At 44.0% G+C, this 20,031-nt stretch carries 19 protein-coding genes; 8 read left to right on the top strand and 11 right to left on the bottom strand.

Annotation, left to right across the window (positions count from 1 at the left end):
* Positions 1-5: 5 nt before the first annotated feature.
* From ACXAER_RS01715 to ACXAER_RS01705, 3 genes are all read right to left on the bottom strand, one after another.
* Positions 6-2,171, bottom strand: coding sequence for a S46 family peptidase (locus tag ACXAER_RS01715; RefSeq protein ID WP_474826008.1), 2,166 nt, complete (start codon positions 2,169-2,171; stop codon positions 6-8).
* A gap of 296 nt (positions 2,172-2,467) precedes the next feature.
* Positions 2,468-3,658: an amino acid aminotransferase gene (locus ACXAER_RS01710; protein ID WP_474826006.1), complete on the bottom strand. Its 1,191-nt coding sequence runs from the start codon at positions 3,656-3,658 to the stop codon at positions 2,468-2,470.
* Positions 3,659-3,805: 147 nt separating this feature from the next.
* On the bottom strand, positions 3,806-4,588 hold the full coding sequence (locus ACXAER_RS01705) for an NRDE family protein (RefSeq protein WP_474826004.1): 783 nt from the start codon (positions 4,586-4,588) through the stop codon (positions 3,806-3,808).
* A gap of 307 nt (positions 4,589-4,895) precedes the next feature.
* On the opposite strand from ACXAER_RS01705, the gene ACXAER_RS01700 reads away from it, so the two are divergent.
* Entirely contained in the window at positions 4,896-5,531 is a 636-nt protein-coding gene (locus ACXAER_RS01700) for a 1-acyl-sn-glycerol-3-phosphate acyltransferase (RefSeq protein WP_474826002.1), read from the top strand.
* A gap of 96 nt (positions 5,532-5,627) precedes the next feature.
* Entirely contained in the window at positions 5,628-6,869 is a 1,242-nt protein-coding gene (locus ACXAER_RS01695) for a cystathionine gamma-synthase family protein (RefSeq protein WP_474826000.1), read from the top strand.
* Positions 6,870-6,976: 107 nt separating this feature from the next.
* Here the strand turns inward: ACXAER_RS01695 and ACXAER_RS01690 are convergent, their stop codons facing one another.
* A complete protein-coding gene (locus ACXAER_RS01690; RefSeq protein ID WP_474825998.1) occupies positions 6,977-9,445 on the bottom strand; it encodes a CHRD domain-containing protein in 2,469 nt (822 codons plus the stop codon).
* 239 nt (positions 9,446-9,684) lie between these two features.
* Between ACXAER_RS01690 and ACXAER_RS01685 the strand changes: the two genes are divergently transcribed.
* Positions 9,685-10,287 (top strand): FMN-dependent NADH-azoreductase, encoded by a 603-nt coding sequence (locus tag ACXAER_RS01685; RefSeq protein ID WP_474825996.1) that lies wholly within the window; start codon positions 9,685-9,687, stop codon positions 10,285-10,287.
* Positions 10,288-10,457: 170 nt separating this feature from the next.
* Here the strand turns inward: ACXAER_RS01685 and ACXAER_RS01680 are convergent, their stop codons facing one another.
* Complete coding sequence (locus tag ACXAER_RS01680; RefSeq protein ID WP_474825994.1) at positions 10,458-11,012, bottom strand: glutathione peroxidase; 555 nt, start codon at positions 11,010-11,012, stop codon at positions 10,458-10,460.
* 177 nt (positions 11,013-11,189) lie between these two features.
* Here ACXAER_RS01680 and ACXAER_RS01675 point away from each other — a divergent pair, with 177 nt between their 5' ends.
* A complete protein-coding gene (locus ACXAER_RS01675) occupies positions 11,190-13,685 on the top strand; it encodes a S9 family peptidase (RefSeq protein WP_474825992.1) in 2,496 nt (831 codons plus the stop codon).
* Between the two features lie 191 nt (positions 13,686-13,876).
* Here the strand turns inward: ACXAER_RS01675 and rrtA are convergent, their stop codons facing one another.
* Positions 13,877-14,461 (bottom strand): rhombosortase, encoded by a 585-nt coding sequence (rrtA, locus tag ACXAER_RS01670; RefSeq protein ID WP_334037388.1) that lies wholly within the window; start codon positions 14,459-14,461, stop codon positions 13,877-13,879.
* 112 nt (positions 14,462-14,573) lie between these two features.
* Between rrtA and ACXAER_RS01665 the strand changes: the two genes are divergently transcribed.
* Positions 14,574-15,338 carry an enoyl-CoA hydratase gene (locus ACXAER_RS01665; protein ID WP_474825989.1) on the top strand — a complete coding sequence of 255 codons (765 nt, stop codon included), beginning with the start codon at positions 14,574-14,576 and terminating at the stop codon, positions 15,336-15,338.
* 14 nt (positions 15,339-15,352) lie between these two features.
* Positions 15,353-17,110, top strand: a complete 1,758-nt coding sequence (ggt, locus tag ACXAER_RS01660; protein ID WP_474825987.1) for a gamma-glutamyltransferase — start codon at positions 15,353-15,355, stop codon at positions 17,108-17,110.
* 134 nt (positions 17,111-17,244) lie between these two features.
* Here the strand turns inward: ggt and ACXAER_RS01655 are convergent, their stop codons facing one another.
* The 5 genes from ACXAER_RS01655 to ACXAER_RS01635 all read right to left on the bottom strand — a co-directional run bounded on the left by ACXAER_RS01655 (position 17,245) and on the right by ACXAER_RS01635 (position 19,249).
* On the bottom strand, positions 17,245-17,430 hold the full coding sequence (locus tag ACXAER_RS01655) for a DUF4177 domain-containing protein (protein ID WP_474825985.1): 186 nt from the start codon (positions 17,428-17,430) through the stop codon (positions 17,245-17,247).
* Positions 17,431-17,467: 37 nt separating this feature from the next.
* Complete coding sequence (locus tag ACXAER_RS01650; protein WP_474825983.1) at positions 17,468-18,259, bottom strand: PhzF family phenazine biosynthesis protein; 792 nt, start codon at positions 18,257-18,259, stop codon at positions 17,468-17,470.
* 23 nt (positions 18,260-18,282) lie between these two features.
* Positions 18,283-18,648, bottom strand: a complete 366-nt coding sequence (locus ACXAER_RS01645; RefSeq protein ID WP_474825981.1) for an MmcQ/YjbR family DNA-binding protein — start codon at positions 18,646-18,648, stop codon at positions 18,283-18,285.
* 54 nt (positions 18,649-18,702) lie between these two features.
* Entirely contained in the window at positions 18,703-18,948 is a 246-nt protein-coding gene (locus tag ACXAER_RS01640; RefSeq protein ID WP_474825979.1) for a hypothetical protein, read from the bottom strand.
* Between the two features lie 139 nt (positions 18,949-19,087).
* The gene (locus tag ACXAER_RS01635; protein ID WP_474825977.1) at positions 19,088-19,249 is read right to left on the bottom strand and encodes a hypothetical protein; all 162 of its coding nucleotides are present in this window, start codon (positions 19,247-19,249) and stop codon (positions 19,088-19,090) included.
* 183 nt (positions 19,250-19,432) lie between these two features.
* Between ACXAER_RS01635 and ACXAER_RS01630 the strand changes: the two genes are divergently transcribed.
* Positions 19,433-19,654: a TA system antitoxin ParD family protein gene (locus ACXAER_RS01630; RefSeq protein WP_474825975.1), complete on the top strand. Its 222-nt coding sequence runs from the start codon at positions 19,433-19,435 to the stop codon at positions 19,652-19,654.
* Positions 19,647-19,937 (top strand): type II toxin-antitoxin system RelE/ParE family toxin, encoded by a 291-nt coding sequence (locus ACXAER_RS01625; RefSeq protein WP_018983976.1) that lies wholly within the window; start codon positions 19,647-19,649, stop codon positions 19,935-19,937. Before ACXAER_RS01630 ends, ACXAER_RS01625 begins: the two co-directional genes overlap by 8 nt.
* Positions 19,938-20,031: the final 94 nt, after the last annotated feature.

Here is a 20,031-nt window from a genome sequence, read left to right as displayed (position 1 = left end):
GGTGGTTATTTAACTATGGTCATTTCTTCGATAAGGTTTGTTGCACCGTCAACGTATTCCATTACCCATAGCATGTAGCGGCTATCTACATGGATGGTACGGGTTGTTTTCGGATCGAAGTCCCAATCTGAATTAACGCTTTCAAACGTGCCGTCAAACAACAAGCCAATTAGTTCTGCTTTTGCGTTAAGCGTTGCTGAACCCGAATTACCGCCTGTAGAATCTAAATCCGTTAGGAAGTTAACCGGTACACTATTGATGTCTTCAAGTTTGTACGGACCGTACTGCTTGTCTTTAATAAGCTCAAGCTGCTTTTTCGGTGAATCAAACGGTGTTTCGCCTGTATCCTTTTCAGTAATGCCTTCAAGACGGGTAAAGGGTTCGTAAATGAGACCATCTTTTGGCGAGCCACCCATTACGTTACCGTAAGTCACACGAAGCGTGCTGTTGGCATCTGGATAAGCAAGGCTTCCCAAAGATTTTTGCCACTCGATAATGGCACTCATGTATTTAGGGCGAAGTGCAGCTGCTTTACCGCTAAGCGTTTTGCTTTTATCTTCAATGGCCATTTCGGTATCAAATAGCGCAACGGCAAGTTTTATGAACGGGTCGTTGCTGTTTTCAAAATCAGAACGGCTTGCAGTTAACCACTTCAAGCGATCTTCAGTGTTGTTCAGTGACGTGTTGTCATAAAACGCTTTCAACTTTTTATGAAGTGTTTTGCTGTCAGTATTACCATCAATGCCTACTGCTTTATCGAAAGCCGCAACGCGGTTTTCTTCAGGCTGGTCAAGGTACATGCTGATCATTTTTTGCCACACAGCTTGATCAACAACCGCATCAAAACGGCGTTCTATACGCTCTGCGCTTTCTTTAAGGCGAATTTGGTCGCGCTCTTGATATCCACGTTCGCGCTCTGTATCTGGCTTTTCTCTTTCAATTGCATTGCGATAAAGGGTCTGAGCAGAAGATAAAAGCTGTGCGCGACTTAGGTTGTTATACCAGAAGTTTTGCTTGTTCATCTGCATTTGTTCAGCGCTAACCGCATCAAGATCGGCAAGTGCTTGCTTCATTTCACCCTTACCGTTTTCATCGAGCCATGCTGCCAGCTGCTCTTCACGCTCGGCGCGGCGAGGAACAAGCCCAACACGCTTAGCACCAGAAAGCTGTCCTAAGGTATTTTTGTGAAAGTTATTCAGGCCAGCAAGTGTTGCTTCATATTTAATGCGCGCATCGCTACCTTCTTCAGACGAGCTTTCAATGGTCTTGATCCATTCGTCTACCAGTTCAAGGTAAGTAGGGTATAGCCAGTCAAACATGTACGAAACTTGCGACAACCGAGCATAGCGGTTTGTAGAACCAGGGTAGCCCGCTGCCATAACAAAATCACCGTCTTCAAGGCCAGCAGCCGATACTTTAAGGAAATGATCAGGTTTAAACGGCACATTGTCTTCACTGAAATCGGCTGGTTTTCCATCTTTACCAACGTAGGCGCGATAGAAAGAAAAATCACCAGTGTGACGAGGCCACATCCAGTTATCTACATCTCCGCCGTATTTTCCTATAGAGTCAGCAGGCGCATAGGCAATACGCACGTCACGGATTTCCATTTGCTTGATAAGCTTATACTCAAGGCCTTGGAAAAACGAAGGAACAGAGCAGCGGAAGCCTGCTTCAGACTCACATTCTGCAATGAGTGCTTTACGATTAGCTTCGATAAGGTCGTAGCGCTCACGCCCTTGAACATCATCACCGATACCGCCAACGACTTTGTCGGTTACGTCAGAAAAATCGACAGTAACGAACATGCGAGTACCCGGTGCGGCGGGCAGTTCATCACCAATTTCTTTTGCTAGAAAACCGTCTTTTAAGTAATTGTTTTCTGGAGTGCTGTTATATTGCACTGAACCGCGTGCGCAGTGGTGATTGGTTACTGCTAATCCTTTGTCAGACACAAACGATGCTGAACATCCACCAAGAGAAACAATAGCGCCCATAGGGAACGCGGTTAAATCATTAATACTACTAGCAGGAATTGCCAAACCGGTTTCTTTTAAATCGTCTGCAATTGAAGGGAGCTGTTCTGGCGTGAACATACCTTCCTTAGCGTTAACCTGCATTGCCGCGCCAATCAACGCAGCCGAAATACAAAATACACTTACTTTAGACATCGGTGATCCTTGTTCTTGTCGTCTATCTCATTGTTATAAATCAAACTTAATACATACCAAGTTAACGTTTACGTCAACATTGTTACAGTGTAACTAGAATACTCTGTGTGCCCTATAAAAAAGCGTATAGCGCACAGCGCAAATTTGTTAGGAAGTGTGACAAACTGCCAATGAAGGCAGAGAAAGGCGCTTTCATCGCAGAATTAGGAAAGACGAAAGGCAAATAATTCGAACGAAAACAAAAAAGGCAGAGTATCAAACTCTGCCTTTAGAATTAGAAGATCGGTAGTTAGCGATTAAAGTACTGACACCAATGCTTTCGCTAGTGTTTCCACGTTTTCTTGATTGATGCCCGCAATGTTTACGCGACTAGAATCTACAAAGTAAACGCTATGCTTTTCACGTACTTCGCGCACTTGCTCAGGTGTGATACACAAGAATGAGAACATACCTTTTTGGTCGTTCACGAAGCTAAAGTCTTTTGGTGAGCCATTATCGTGAAGGTTTTGAACAAGCATGGCACGTAGAGACTTCATGCGGTCGCGCATTTCGTTCACTTCAGATACCCACTCGTTATTAAGTGCTTCGTCAGAAAGAATGATGTCTACTAGTGCACCACCGTAGCTTGGCGGCATCGAGTAGATGCCACGTGCGATTGACTGAATTTGACCCTGCGCAATTTTACGAGTTGCTGAATCTTCAGTGATGATAGCTGCAAGACCAACGCGCTCGCGATAAAGGCCGAAGTTTTTAGAGCAAGACGCCGCTACAATTACTTCTGGAAGATTTTCAACCAACAAACGCATGCCGTAAGCATCTTCGTCTAAACCTTCACCGAAACCAAGGTAAGCCACATCGACGAAAGGTAAGAATTCACGCTCTTTCGCTACTTCGAGTACTTCATCCCATTGTGCATTAGTAAGGTCAGCACCTGTTGGGTTGTGACAGCATCCGTGAAGAAGAACGATATCGCCTTTTTCAGTCTTGCGAAGGGTTTCCATCATAGCGTCAAAACGAATGCTCGCTGACGCTTTATCGAAGTACGGATAGGTTTCAATTTTAAGGCCCGCAGAGCCGATAAGTGGAATATGGTTAGCCCATGTTGGGTCGCTTACCCATACTTTGCCATTTTCATTACAACGCACTAGCAACTCTGAAAGAATACGCAGCGCGCCACAACCACCTGGAGCTTGAACCGCTGCAACGCGGTCAGCAAGAAGTACAGGGCTATTCTTACCTAAAAGCAAAGACAACATACCGTCGATAAAACCTTGGTTGCCCTGAGGCGTGATGTAGGTTTTGCTGGTTTCTTTGTCTAAAAGCACTTTTTGCGCTTTTGCGACACTTGAAAGAATAGGGGTATTACCTTGCTCATCTTTATATACGCCAACACCTAAATCGATTTTATTTGGGTTGGTGTCTTCACGAAAAGCAGCTGACAGGCCAAGAATTGGATCTGGGGCGAGATGGGGTAATACTTCAAACACGATATGTCCTCACGTTACGTTGGTGTGCAATAATTAGCAGGCAGGCATTATGCCACCGATGGTAGAAAAAACGACCCCTAAAGGTTGAAAATATTTCAATTAATCTGCTTTATAAAGCGTAAACGAAAGTTTCATTTCAAAAATACGCTAAATTGAAAAAGAAAAGGCGCGGGTTTTCAGTGCAGCTCCCTTGTCCGAGAACCGACGTTCCTTCCAAGTAAGCGTATTGTTTTTATCAACCAACAACAAGGTAGACGTACGCGTGCCGTATTTTTCGGTTTGAATGAAAATGGAAGATAATGCCTTCTCCCATTCATAACCTATACCCGTGTCGGGTAGCTGGGCATCCTCTGCCTTATTTTCGTGACGTAAAATATCAAATAAATCGTCATCATTGATTGTGCTTTGCTGCTGCACATAGTCATTTAACGCAGTAACCCCTTGAGTGACTTTTGGCCATGGTGTTGCAATATCAGCATTTGACAACCCATACACACCGGTATCAATTGAATGGGTCGAATTGTTTACGTTGTTGTAAACGCGAAGTGCATTTACATCACCATATAGTAAGTTATATCCGTTGTACTGGTGACGAGTTTTTTCAAGCGTAGCTAAATATGCTGACTGCTCGGCAGAATCTTTTTGGGCCGGGTTTTGTTTAAGCCAATTAGCAACCAATTCCCCGCGGGATACTGCGTTTTTATTGATGTTGTGTGGGTCTCTCACATTGGTAAGCGCTGCAATTTTTCCGTTACGCGTAACACCCATCCAGGTGCCGTCAGCTTCTAAATCCTGCCCAGCAAGCATGTGCGGGTGGCTTTCCCAAAATGTTGAAGGTGCAGTCGGTCTTGCGTAAAACTCGTCTCGATTTGCTGCGATGATAAGAGGGTAGTCATCTCGCATCTTGTTTGCGATAAATAAAATACACATAGCGTACCTAGTGTCCTTTTCTTAACTTGTTCACCGCACATCGTCCAATCGCTTCTGTTAACAATTGCGTTACATTGTTGTTTTGATTACTCTTCATCAATATACGTGCAGTATGCCGTGTTACGTAGTAAAAGAATATGCGGGTACAAAATAGAAAAAGAAAGCACGAAGGCCTATGAAGTATTGAAAGCAACCTGCCAATAATGTCACGCCGATGTAGCTCATCAGTATTTAAAGCTATAAACCAAACCTTAAATAAAAACCTAAATAAAACCCAATATAGAACAAAAAGCAGAGCACAATAATAATGACAAAACCCTCGCATCCAAATCACCATTCTCAATTAGTCAGTAACGTCATCGTAGGGAGCAGTATTCCTCGTAAGTGGCCACAGTGGCTTTCGTCGTTTGCCGCGTGGGTGCTCACGAAAAGAGGGTGGCAAGTAGAAGGCGAACTCATTAATCAGAAAAAAGCCATCTTAGCGGTAGCGCCGCATACATCAAACTGGGACTTTTTTATCGGCTTATTCGTGGTTTTTTCATTCAAGCTAAACATTAATTTTTTTGGCAAACACACCATCTTTAAGCCACCACTAGGTGCCATTGTGAGAAGGCTAGGGGGCATTCCCATTGAAAGAAGTAAAGCCCACGGCGTGGTCATCTCTATTGCAAATAAAATTAAAGAGGCTGATCAGCTTATTCTTGCCTTAGCGCCAGAAGGTACTCGTAGCCCCATTTATCCATGGAAAATGGGGTTTATGCATATTGCACAACAAGCTGAAATTCCTGTTCAAGTCATAGGTTTGGACTACGCTAGAAAAAGAATTGTACTGGGGCCAATTATTCAGAAAGTAACTAATATAGATGAACAAATGCAAACTATTTATACGTTTTATGATAATGTTTGCGCAAAATATCCTAAAAACTGCATTATAAAGCCATAACCATTTTTGTAAGTGGTATATACGCATCTGTCATAAATAGACTAATCCGGTGCGTATTTGGCTAGGTCGCAAACATCTATTTTCGGAGCTTCACCCGTGACAAAATTGGGATTCACAACCCGTCAGGTACATTCTGATCGCATGCTAAACACCCCAGAACATGGTGGTGTACACAGCAGCACATCTAATTCGGTTCTTTTTGAGTTTAAAGATGCGCAAGGCATTATAGATGCGTTTCAAGGCAAGCGCGCAGCTCACGTTTACTCACGTTCTTCTTCGCCTTCGGTGGCTGCATTACAAAATATGCTGAATGACTTAGAAGGCGGTGTAGGTACGTTATGCTACTCAACCGGTATGGCGGCTATAAGCAGTTCTTTATTTGCCTTGTTAAAGGCGGGCGATCATTTAATCGTAAGCCAATACCTTTTCGGCAACACAAGAAGCTTTTTCGAAACGATTAAAGACTTTGGTGTGCAGGTTACGTACACAGATGTGACCGACATTCAACAAGTTAAAGAAGCTTATCAGCCAAACACGAAAGGTGTTTACACAGAAACCGTGGCAAACCCTGTAACACAGGTTGCTGATCTTCACGCCATTGGTCAATTCTGTGAAGAAAAGCACATGCTGTTTATGGTTGATAACACCATGACACCGCCGCCTGTTTTCTACGCAAAAGATGTTAAGGCTTCGCTAGTGTTTTGCTCATTAACCAAATATATAGCAGGTCACGGTAATGTATTAGGCGGCGCAGTAGTCGACACTGGCAACTTTGACTGGACAAAGTTTGACAACCTCAAGCCTGCTTATCAGGTTGCTGATACAGCACAGTGGGGCATTACTCAAATCAAAAAGAAAGGCCTTCGTGATTTAGGCGCTACATTGGCACCTCAATCAGCCACGGCTATCGCTTTAGGCATGGAAACCTTAGATCTGCGTTTAACTCGAAGCCAACACAATGCTATGCAGCTAGCAACCTTTCTAGATAATCACCCGAAAGTCTCTAAAGTGTTTTATCCAGGTCTTGCCGACCATCCACAGCATTTTATGGCAAGGGAATACCTTAACGGTGGCTACGGTGCAATTTTGAGTTTTGATCTTATTGACGGTGCAGATCCTGTGGCGTTTTTGAACGAAATGGAGCTGGTTATTTGTGCAACTCACTTAGGTGATAATCGCACTCTAGCACTACCTGTAGCCCCTACTATTTATTTCGAGAACACAGCAGAAGAACGTGAGTTAATGGGTATTTCCGATACCATGTTACGTATTTCGGTAGGTATTGAAGACACTCAGGATCTTATTGCGGATTTTGAAGCAGCGCTAAACACGATCTAGGCAATGTTTTGCTGGGGCAAAGTACAGAAAAAGGGGCTTTCGCCCCTTTTTTATTTTGTAATAATTGCGCTCAATATGATTGAAGCAATAAGTTTTACTGGCATCTGTTAGTCAAAACCTAACGTGATTTGACCGCGAATTTCACCACTTGGGAATGCATCTGAGTGGAAGTTAGTGTAAAGACCCCCGTCTGCCATTACGCCCATTTGTTCAGCGGTTAATGTAGTATTAGCTGGTACAGACCACATTCCATCGGTACCATCGGTGAGCCCCAATAACACACCACCATTTACACCCGCTTCACCTTCGTGAATGTGCGCCATGTTGGCAGTCATACCAGTTATAGTTACGCTACCAGATAATGCGCCTGTGGATGTGTTAAGCGTAAATGCGCCCGCACCGCTTGCCGTTGTTGTTACTGCAGGCACTTCCTGTAAACCATCAGCAACAATGCCGTACACTTCAATGTTATCAGGCGTAATTTGGCCGCGAATTTCACCACCAGTGAATGCCGCTGTATGCACATTCACATAGTGACCACCTGAAAGTAATTGCGTAGCAGTGGCTTCATCTAGCATTACGCTACCGTCTGTCATCCACACACCCGCCGTTTCTTCGCTCTCGACCAACGCTTCTAGCACAGGCCCATTTACACCAGCAAATCCAGTGTGAATATGTGCCATAGTCGCGTTATCGATTGTGGTTACCGCCACAAGAGAAACGTTGTTGTTAGTGGTATCGAAAAGAGCATAGCCAGAGCCCATTGCCATAGTATCTACTGCTGGTACTTCTTGACTGCCACTTAGCGAGAATGTCACTACCGCTGTTGTATCAGGAACAATTTGACCACGGACCTCACCACTAGGGTTAGCCGTGGTGTGAACATTTAGATACCATTCACCGTTAGTCAGTGCATCTAAGTTGCTAGGTGAAATATTAGTTTCAGCGAGAACATAAGTACCATTACCAGCATCTGTCAGTGGGAAAGCAACCGGGCCGTTCATGCCGATGCCGCCATCGTGTACGTGTACACCCGTAACGTCGGTTAGGCCTGAAACGTCAACGCTTACGCTAAATGCAGGCAAGTCTTCGTCTATCTCAACTACTGCTGTTGCAGTAGACATGGTATCGACTGCAGGCACCTCTTGTGAACCACTCAGATTAACGTTGTAAGTCATGTCAGCGTTAAAAGCAGGTGGAGGTGGTGCTAGGCCATCAAGTAATGCTAATTGAGGTAAATCACCTTCCATTGCGCCGTCTAGTGCAATTGCCGTGTAAATCTCGCCATTTTCTAATGATAAGACGTCTGTTTCAATTGCCGCTGTCTTGGTACCAGTAGGCGTAACCGTCACTACGTAGTCACCTTCCGCAAGGCTTACATATCCTGTTTCAACAAGCTCGCCAGTCTCATAGGCAATATCGGCAAATGCCGGGTCAACCGCATCAATTTCGCCATCTGCGGTTACGTAAATATCGACGTTACCCGCTGAAGGTGAAGCATGTACAATACGCACTTTCGCTTCAGTCGCTACGGAGCGGGGCATATCAACAAGCACATCAAGCTCTGGCGCCGCTAAAACGTTGTTTGCGATAGCGGTATAAGACATACCTACTTCTAGTGTCAATTCTGCATCGTCAATTGCCACAACACTGTTGTCGCTATCGGCTACAACATCAATTAAGTAATCACCCGCAGCAACAGACAGGTAATCGGTGGTGCGTGGGAACTGAATGCCGTCTACTAGCACAATCTCGTTATTGGCAATAACATCCACCGCTGGCGCGTCGCTAATACCGTGCACTACGCGAATTTCGGCACCTGCCTCTGAATCCCAAATTTTGAAACTGCTGTCACCGTCTGCAGCCAGTAATGTTACTGGTGAGTCGCCTGTACCTACGTTATTAGTGGCAGCAATAAGCAAATCGGCACCGTCTGCAAGGTTTACCGTACCAGAGTCGTATACAACCGTTGTCTCACCGGCCGGTGTAATACGAATTTGGTAATCGCCTGCTGGTACTTGAATCAAGTCAGTAGAATCTGTGAATTCAGCGGTAACAAGTGGTTGCTCTGCTGTGATATCTGCTTCTGGTGCTGTAACGTAAATATCAACCGTTGGCGCCATAGACGCTGCATGTACAATTTGTACTTGAGCGTTACCAGCATCAACTGCGGTTTCCATGCTGGTTACAGTTAAAAGCGATAATGTTTCATCGCCAACATTACCCACGGCAAAAATATCGTAGTTCACGTCAGCTTCTAAAGTAACGTCAGCTTGCAGCACTTCAGCGTTTTCACCTGGGAGAATACCTGTTACCCCAATATCGTATGTACCCGTTTCAACTTCAAACCGCGATGAAGCGACCTGGTAATCTACATTTTCCAACCCGTTCAGAATTGCGTCGTTAGCGGTGACATTGACCATAGGAGCGTCAGATGCTGCGTGAACAACGCGAACGTTGGAATACTCAATAACGGGGGCGGGGACCTCAACGACTTCATCATCGTCATCATCAGAGCAGCCGATTAAAAATAGTGGTAATATTGAACATGCAAGGAGCGCTTTAGTCCTTTTCATATTTTGTATCCTCTTAATTGTGTTGTGGCAAACTCGGTTACGCTGAGCAAATAAGAGAAGATCAACCTCCTTGCAACATTAACGTAATGTAATGTTTTCAATAATTTCACATTTGTTCTTTTCCTTGGTAGTTTGTTCTACAAAATAGAACGAAGCCTTCATGTTTTTGATATTTTCATCCAACCCGATTGCCGTAATATAACCATATATTATCGAAACAACGAATATTGGAGTTCGGCATGAAAAAAGTACTGGCTATATTTTCCAGCCTAAATGGCAACCAAGGTAATTCTTCAAAGCTTGCAAACGAGTACCTTTCAAAAATCGAGAATGACGGTTCTGTACACATTAACCGCGTGGATGTTGCCTCTCTGGCACTGCCTCATTTAACAGGTGAAGAAATGCAGGCCTGGATGACTGAGGCGCCTGAGCGAAATGAATCACAACAGGCATTGGCAAAATTCTCTGATGACATTGTTGAAGCAGTAAAAGCGGCTGACGAAATTGTGCTAGCCGTGCCAATGTACAACTTTGGCATCCCATCGAGCTTAAAAGCTTACTTCGACCGTATTGCAAGAGCTGGTATAACATTTAAATATACCGAGACAGGTCCTGTCGGATTGCTAGAAAATAAATCAGCCACGGTTTTTGCTGCTCGCGGTGGTGTGTATGCAGGTTCAGACTTTGATACGCAAACGCCGTATTTAAAACACTTTTTAAATTTTGTTGGTATCAGTGACGTAAAATTCGTTTACGCTGAAGGACTTAACATGGGCGAAGAGCAAGCAAACAAGGCTTTTTCTGAGGCGAGCGAAAAAATTATTGAACTAACCAACAACTAAACACACTAAATTAATGCAGTTAGCTAAAACGTAGGAAGTATGTTTTCAGCTAAAAGTGTGTTCCAAGTTGAGTGTGCTTGATTGCCCCGCGTGTTACGCGGGGCTTTTTTATGCGCGGCTTTTAGATTCTCGTTTGGTGTGACCTATAGGCAGCGTTGATATTTGCGGTTTTATTCGCTTTTGAGGAGTGCCTCTATGTCAGCGATAAAAGCCGGATCAGTGGGCTTTGTTGAACTAGGGTAGTGGGTTATTTGCTTACCGGAGCTGTCAATAAGGTACTTATTAAAGTTCCATGATGGCGCTTTGCCGGTGGCGGTTTTTAGCATTCTATAGATAGGATCGGCGTCTTCACCTTTTACCGATATCGGTTCAAACATCGGAAACTTTACGCCATAAGTCAATTCACACAGTTCTGCCGTTTTGCCTTCATCATTATCTTCTTGGTTAAAATCGTGCGAGGGGAAGCCAAGTACTACAAAATCTTTGTCTTTGTAGTCACTATAAAGGGCTTCTAAACCTTCAAATTGTGGCGTGTAGCCGCAATAGCTGGCTGTGTTCACCACTAAAAGGGTCTTTCCGGCATATTCGTTACACAAATTCACCGTTTCTTGTGAGTTGAGCTTACGCTTCATGAACTTTAGTACGCTGGGGCACTCGCTCGCAAAGCTAGGAGTAGTGAAAAAGCTGAGCGCAAGCAACGCAGGTACAAAACCTTTCGCTTTCATAGTGTTTTACCTCATCAGTGAATTTTTGTTATTTTGTTCAGGCCGACAGACCAGTTTCACAACCATAAACGCAGATGGTTTACGTTTGGTTCACTATCTCAATCGATGAACGTTAGCGCATTAGTAACTGCTCTGCGTATAATGTTAACGTTTTTTACATAACAACGACTTAAAATAATGAAAAAATACTCTTCTTTACTCATCGCGGCTAGCGTTACTTTTGCGTTGGGCGGATGTGCAAGCACTACTAACGAACCATCTAGCCAAACAGCGTCTACATCGCTTCCTGCTGCCACTGTCCAGCAAACCGTTACACCCGATGTCGCGCCTCAGAACAGCGCGAAAAATGGTGAAATTACTTTAAAGCAAATAATGTCAGACCCTCAATGGATGGGCGCGCTACCCGAAGGTATGGGGTGGTCGGTCAATGGCGATAAAATTGTTTTTGAAAAAGAAAGACAGAATAGCGCGTTAACAGATGTTTATGTTGCTGAACTCTCAAACCCTGCAAATGCCGTAAAAGCACCGTTGTCAGATTTGCACAAGTATCGTTTTGACGAACGTGTAGTAAGAAATGATGGTGTAATTGCTTATTCATTTGAAGACAGTGTTTATGTGCAATTTACCAACGGTGAAACCGTGCGTATCGCGCGTGGCGGGAGTGCGCTGTCAACGCTTTCATTTATGACTGATGGCCGCTTAATGGCGTTAAGCGGTAACAAATTTATTGCTATAGACCTATCTAACGGCACCCGCGAAGAATTATTGAGCTGGGAGTTTAGCGACGAACCCAAAGCGGTTGAGCCGCCTAAAGATTATATTGCCGAGCAGCAACAGTCGCTGGTGGAATACATCAAACTACAGCGCAAAAACAGACAAGAAAAAGACGACGCTCAAAAAGCGTTGGCCAAAGAAAACAGCAGTGTAGCACCTACGCCGTTTTACTTTGATAAGTCGCATCGACTAGCGGGTATTAGCGTATCGCCTGCGGGTAACTTTGCAGTAGTCGCCACCACGGAAAGTAAGCCGACTCGTGATGACAGCGACATCATGCCGCATTATATCCAAGAAGACAGCCGCATTGCCGCGAAGCCGGTACGCCAACGTGTTGCAGATGCAGAATCGGTAAATCATGAACTGTGGCTGCTTAATTTGAAAACTGGCGAGAAGAGTGAACTTAAATACTTTAATTTGCCTGGGTACAATGACGACGTACTTGCAGATGTAAAAGAAGAAAACGCGAAAGCAAAAGGCGAGACCTATGAAGTTAATCGTTTGCCGCGCGACATTACCTTACTGCAAAGCTGGTATTGGACTAAGCCTTCGATTCGCTGGCACAAAAACGGTAACGCTGTTGCCGTCATGCTAGAAGCGTGGGACAACAAAGACCGCTGGATTGCAACGGTCGACTTAGCGAATAAAACGCTAGAAAACCAACATAGGCTTCATGACGATGCGTGGGTAAACTACCGTTTCAACGCATTTGATTGGCTAAATGACAGCGAAACACTTTACTATCAGTCTGAGCATACTGGTTACTCTCACTTATACGTTCAAAAGCCTGGCGAGGAGCCTTTCGCGCTAACCAGCGGCCGTTTTATTGTTGACGATTTAACGCTTTCTAGCGATGACAATTATATCTACTTTAAAGCTAATATGGAGCACCCGGGGCTTTACGAAGTTTATCGTGCAGATTTAAGTGACAATACCATCGATACCATGACTGATTTGAATGGTATGACAGACTATTCACTTAGCCCTGATGGTAAAAATTTGCTGCTAAGCCATAGCAAGGTGAATCAACCACAAGAGCTTTACATTAAGCCAGCAAACGAAACAACAGCGGCAAAGCAAATCACGCAAAGCACCAGTGCTGATTTTAATGCACTTCCATGGGCGGTGCCTAGCATCGTTGCTATTGAATCGTCGCATACCGATGCACCTATTTACGCACGAGTATATTTACCGGAAAATTACGACAAGACGGCACCAAATAAAGCGGTAGTGTTTAATCACGGTGCAGGCTACTTGCAAAACGCCCACATGGGGTGGTCTGGTTACTTCCGAGAATACATGTTCCACAGCATGCTCGTGCAGCAAGGCTATGTCGTACTAGATATGGACTATCGCGCTAGTGCTGGCTACGGACGTGATTGGCGAACCGCTATTTATCGTCAAATGGGTACGCCTGAAGTGCAAGATTTGCGTGATGGTGTTAACTGGCTTGTTGAAAATGCAAATGTAGATCGTGAGCGTATTGGCACATACGGCGGTTCATACGGCGGCTTCTTAACCTTTATGTCTATGTTTACCGCGCCAGATCTGTTTGCGGCAGGTGCAGCACTTCGCCCGGTAACCGATTGGGCCCATTACAACACGCCATATACGGCTAATATTCTGAATACGCCTGATATCGATCCCATTGCGTTTGAGCGTAGCTCGCCAATTTATTTTGCCGATGGACTAGAAAAGCCTTTGCTTATCAATGCGCCTATGGTTGATGACAATGTGTTTTTCCACGACACCGTGCGATTGGTACAGCGTCTTATCGAGCTTGAGAAAGAAGATTTTGAAACGGCCATTTATCCGGTAGAGCCACATGGCTTTGTGCAGCCAAGCTCGTGGCTAGATGAGTACCGCCGTATCTATAAGTTATTTGAAGAAAACTTATAAGCAAAGCCTTTATTTGAATCGCCCAACGTCTAAGAAGCGCTGGGTTGTTCATAAAGTAATAGGCATACAGCAAAAGGCCCAAATTCAATGAATTAGGGCCTTTTTTTAATCTTCATTTTTTGCTTCAGCACATTAATCTGCTTTAACAAATCAAAATGCGCAAAAAGAGTGACACTATATCGCTCGAGTTTCTATTTTCTTTTCGCCGTAATGAACATAAGTAAAAAGATTGCGATACCCGTTAGCGCACCAAATAAATGCGCGTCTACGGCAACCTTTGCGTCAATCAGGTTGGCAACTTGTTCGCTACTACCGTCAATTTGTTCGTATCCCACCTTGATGGCTAGACCTATAAGCAATAACCAACCCGACTTCATTTTCTCTTTTATATCAACACAGGCGCCCCATGCGAAGATACCGTGTAATGCGCCAGACAAACCCGCGTACCATATTAGATCTGGAGAGAAGAAATAAAGCCCGACACTGGTCCCTAAGCAGCACCATACAAAAACTTTTAAGTACAAACCAATGCGATAATGTTCACCGTGTAGGGCCCACAATAGCGCCAGACCTGCTAAATTTAAAAGTAGGTGGTAGCCATTGGTATGCACGATATTGCCGCTGACTATTCGCCAAGTTTCTAGACCTTGAATGGCGTACCTGTCGTAAGCCAAAAAATTGCCAGACATAGGCTCAAAGAAAAACGCGACAACGGAGCATAGCGCAATAAATAAAGGACCAGCGCTATACTTAAGCGAAAACGGCAGTGACATCATCAGTGTTAGTTATTTTTGAATTCAGAATTTGCTGGCTATGATACAGAAATTGCCTACTGGGTGAAAACTGGAGTACGCCCGAAATAAAAAAGACGACAGTAAAGGAGTAATTATGTCTTACATTATTACCGAAACAAATCAACAATGCTTAACCATTACACTTAACCGAACCGATAAGAAAAATGCATTAACACGCGACATGTACCAAGAAATGGCGAATGCCATATTAGGTGTTAAGAACGATGGCTCAACCAAAGTGGTGGTTATCAAAGGCGCTGGCGATTGTTTTACTGCCGGTAACGATATTGGCGACTTTGCGCAGCAACAAGATCACGCTCAAGTGCCAGAAACAGCTGCCTTTATGCGAGCTTTGGCTGCATGTAATTTACCGGTTATTGCACAAGTTCATGGCTTGGCGGTGGGGATAGGCACAACGCTTTTACTTCATTGCGATTTTGTTTACGCCACTCCAGATACCCGATTTGTTCTACCGTTCATCAACTTAGGGCTTGTTCCCGAGTATGCATCAAGTTATCTTTTGCCTAAGGTTGCAGGTCATATCAAAGCGGCAGAGTGGTTAATGCTAGGCGAACCTTTTACCTCCGCCGATGCTTATCAATTTGGTATTCTGACAAAAATTGTTGACGCACACGAAATGGATCAAACCGTTCAAACTACGGTAGACAAACTTGTCGCCAAGCCTTCGTTCTCGCTTAGACAGACTAAAGCGCTATTAAAAGGTGACGGGGAGCGAACAAATCAACAAATGAACGAAGAGTTTGATATATTTTTGGAAGCGTTGGGCACAACCGCAGCCCAAGAAGCGTTTGATGCGTTTCTTAAAAAACGCCCAATTAACCCCGAAAAATTTAAATAAGAGGAAGTATTATTTTGAGACGCAGTGCTTTGTTCAGAGCTTCAGTGGTAACCCTTGCATTATCTAGCTGTTTTGTTTTTGGTGTGAACGCGAAACAAACGCGTGAAGTCGGAGAGCCAGAAGCAGCAACAGGCTACATAGAGAAAAAGGCATTTGAAGCCGAAGATTATATGGTTGTAGCGGCAAACCCTTATGCGTCTTGGGCGGGGAAGAATATTCTAGAAAAAGGCGGCAGCGCGATAGATGCTGCAGTGGCTGTTCAATCAATGCTTTCTCTGGTTGAACCGCAATCATCAGGCATTGGTGGTGGTGCCTTTATCCTTTATTGGGATAATAAGAACAAAGTACTTCACACCTTCGACGGACGTGAAACCGCGCCCAAAGCTGTCAATTCTCATTGGTTCATTGAAGGTAACAAGCCAATGCGCTGGTTAGATGCCGTAGTTGGCGGTAAGTCAGTAGGCGTGCCTGGTGCGGTAAAAGCATTAGAAATGGCTCAAAGTGAGTTCGGCAAGCTGCCTTGGAATACGCTGTTCGACGATACAATCAAAACAGCTGAAGATGGTTTTAAAGTATCCCCGCGTTTAGCTAAGCTGGTGGCGTTGGACTATCACCCAGGTCTTAAAACTTTTCCTGCAAGCTCTACTTACTTCTTTCCAGCAGGCCTCCCTTTAAAAGAAGGCACGGTTAAGAAAAACAAAAAGCTCGCCAAAACCTTAAGAGGTATTGCTGAAAAAGGCAGCGACTATTTATTGAAAGGCGAGGTCGCTGAAAAAATAGTAAAAGCGGTAAATAGCGCTGAAATCAACCCAGGCCAGATGACGTTAGAAGATTTAGCAAGCTACGAGCCTGTAAAACGCGAACCTGTTTGTGGGCTATATCACGAAAAGCGTATCTGCGGTATGGCACCACCTAGCTCTGGTGGTGTGAACGTTTATCAGATTCTAAAAATGCTAGAGGGTTTTAACCTTAGTCAATATGCGCCAGATTCAGTAGAGTTTGCGAACTTGTACACGCAAGCAAGTGCGCTTTCATATGCGGATCGCGAGAAGTTTATAGCAGATAGCGATTTTACTAACCTGCCGTTTGCGGCCATGATCAACACGGCTTATCTTGAGCGCCGAGCTGAAAATATTGCTGTTGATAAAGAGTGGCGTCGCAAGCGCGCGGGTAATCCGTACGCCGATGCGAATGTAGCGCTTGGTACGTCAATGGAGCTACCTAACACCTCACACGTCTCTATCGTAGACAAAGAGGGTAATGCAGTATCAATGACTACCAGCATTGAATTTATGTTTGGTTCTGGGATTATGGTAGAAGGCTTCTTGCTTAATAACCAGCTTACCGACTTTTCATTTTCGCCGACTAAAAACCGCTTTCCTGTACCAAATCGTGTAGAGCCTGGTAAACGCCCTAGAAGCGCGATGAGCCCTACAATGGTCTTCGACAAAGAAGGGAACCTAGAGGTTGTTGTCGGCTCGCCGGGCGGCTCTAGAATTGTAAGCTATGTAGCCCAAACCCTTATTGGTGTTTTAGACTTTGGCTTGGATATTCAACAGGCTATCAACTTGCCTAAAATAACCAATAGAAATGACTACACGGCGTTAGAGAAGGGCACGCCAATAGCTGAGCTTGAAGAGCCGTTAAAGGCACTCGGCCATAACGTCAAAGTAGTGGATCTAAACAGCGGTCTTCATGGCATTCAGTTTAAATCAGGTAAATTAATTGGCGGCGCAGATCCTCGCAGGGAGGGCATTGCAGTAGGGCGCTAACGCTGAGCTTGCGTAGATAGAAAAAGATACAGCAGTATGTTGTTGAGTGAGTGAAAGCGGAAGATTAAATATCTTCCGCTTTTTTTGTGCTAGGAAATGTAAATGGAATGGTCGGCGCTTTCTAGTTTTTACTTTCAACTATTCGATTTTTCAAGAAGGAGCAATACTGACCGAATATGTGCGGAGAACGACGCCGCAGGTGTTACTTGAATAACACGCCAGCCCTGATTGTTGTACTTTTTAATTTCTTCGTTAAGGGTGTCTAAATTGAGTTGGCTAGACCAAAAGTTACGAGTTTTAAATTCAACGACTTTTTGCATTTATATAGTTCCTTCTACAGCTTTATTCTTTAAATTATTAAATAGTAATATAACCTTCAAGGTAAGACACTGCTTGGCCAGAAATAAGCACGCGATCACCTGCTACTTCACACTTCACTGTACCACCTCGTTTAGATGCTTGATAAGCGATAAGTTTTGACCGTCCAAACACTTTTGCCCAATAGGGCGCCAGCCCAGTGTGGATTGAACCGGTAACCGGGTCTTCATCACCGCCGTTCGCAGGCCAGAAATAACGGGATACAAAGTCAAATTGAGTACCCGGTGCCGTCACTACCACATCATAGGGCGCAAGTGTTTTTAGTTGTTCGCTGTCTTGAATTACACTTAAAACGTCATCTTCGTCAGAATAAACAGCAAAATAAGCTTGGTCATTTTTGAAAATGCTTTTTGGTTTTATTGAAAGCCCTCGTAGTAATGCTTCAGGCACGTCATCTACAGGGGGAGGCATTCTATTGGGAAAGTCCATTTGAATGAATCCGTCGTCTTTCTTAACGACTTTCATCATACCCACCGATTTGGCGAATAGAAAAATGTGCGGTAGTTGGTAATTTTCGCTAAAGATTACGAACGCGGATGCCAGCGTTGCGTGACCACAAAAGTCGATTTCCGTTATGGGGGAGAACCAGCGTATGGCAAATACACCGTTGTCGTCTTCTACCAAAAATGCGGTTTCTGAAAGGTTATTTTCAGCAGCGATTTCTTGCATTTTTTCATCGCTAAGCCATTTTCCCGTTATAACTACGGCAGCAGGATTGCCTTTAAACCTTACATTGGTAAATGCATCGACAACGTTAATTTTAATTTTCACTAGAACGCGTGCTCACTATGTTTTTAAGCTTGATTTAAACCAAGCTCTTTCTGCATTTTCTTGGTTAACCCTAACGATACTAGTTTATAAGAAGCGCTTAAATAGTATTCTAACGCTTCATCTTCATCGTTCTCACAATTGTACTGTTGTATCCACTTCATTCCACGACTAGCAAGATAGGGCGCAGGCCTATAGCCGGGCTTTTCTTCCAGAAAATAATAATTTTGCTCTGACGTTTTAAAGGTAAAAGCAGGGTGCCCGTCCTTGCCAATGCTCCCTATAGCGAAGACTTTACCACCAACTTTCCACACTTCTGAATTTCCCCACTGAACGACATGAGTAGTGTGGGGTAGTGCTTCGCAAAAGTGATTAAATTCGTCAAGAGTCATAGGCATTCGCTTAACTAGTTGTCAAAGCATGAGTCATCGATCCTTATCATAAAACTATATGTCGCTGTCACTACGGTGCTTTCTAATTGACTCTGAAATAGCATTTGTTTTTGCCTGCGAGCGACTTTTACATTTTTTTCTATCATCATAATGTCCCGAAGAACACTCTGATTTGTTTTCGTTACCTTTAATCACAGCTGACGTGGTATTGTAGATAGCATCCAAGCCGTCATGAGGAGTATTAATTGTGCCGCAGCCAATAAGAAGTAGAGAGAAAAGTGGGAATGCAACATTCTTCATTTAGTTAAAACCTTTCTTGAAAATAAGACGTAATTGCGCCTAATTAGCGCTACCTTAAACACTTGAAATTACAACAACTACACAAAGACTACAAAACTAGACTGCAGACTAAATTAACCATATCAGGTGATTTTTCATCTTACTCTTCTTGCTTTAGCCAAAAAGAATTAGCAAGGATGAGAGTGGGCCCCCCCAGGTCAATGAACCTTCTAGCTGACCAAAAAAAGCGACCTAGCCTTTCTTCTATATCGAATTGTCCTTCTTTCGCTAATTTAATCAGATCACCTTTGACTGTTTTCACAATGGTTCCTTGTCTCCTAACTTTTAAATAAGGGGCGATAACGCGTAGGACACAATAGCGAAGCGGCCCTGCGTGTTAGCGTCCCAGCGAGATTGCGAGCGATTTACTGCGTTTGTAATACGCAGTTTGCCACACCTGTAGCGCATTGCTACAATGTAATGACGAACCATTAGGAGACATGTTATGGCAACCGCGAGCGTAAGACTAGACCAAGATCTAGTTGAGAGAGCTACGATTATGGGCAAAGCACTAAACCGAACTATGCCAAAACAGATTGAGCATTGGGCAAAGATAGGTGAAATGATGGAAGATAACCCTGACTTGCCTTACGAATTCGTGAAACAGGCAATTATTTCTAAAGCTGAAAAAGAGGCTGGAAAATTGGAGCCTTACGATTTTGGCTAAGATTACCAGTGTTTTACAGACAGCTAATTTTAAGAGAGCAGTAAAGAAGTTACATCAGAATCAGAAAAAAGACTTGGATAAAGCGGTTAAGGAACTCATGGCCGATCCTCTTCTAGGTGAGCAGAAAAAAGGCGACCTAGCCTTTCTTCGCGTGTACAAATTCAAGATGGTCAAGCAGTTAACTTTACTTGGTTACAGCTACGAGGATGGCACTGTAATACTTGAGTTGATTGCACTTGGCTCTCATGAAAACTTTTATCGCGATGTTAAAAAGTTATTCTGACCAATCGCGTATAACATTAAGCTAAGCGGTGCAGTTGCGTGGGGCATAATGGCGCAGCCGCCCCACGTGTATGCGTCCCAGCGAACGAAGTGAG

Source organism: Alteromonas sp. AWJ4_199, from assembly GCF_056159165.1.
The sequence above is the reverse complement of the archived record's forward strand: the minus strand, read 5'-3'. Positions and strand labels throughout refer to the sequence as shown.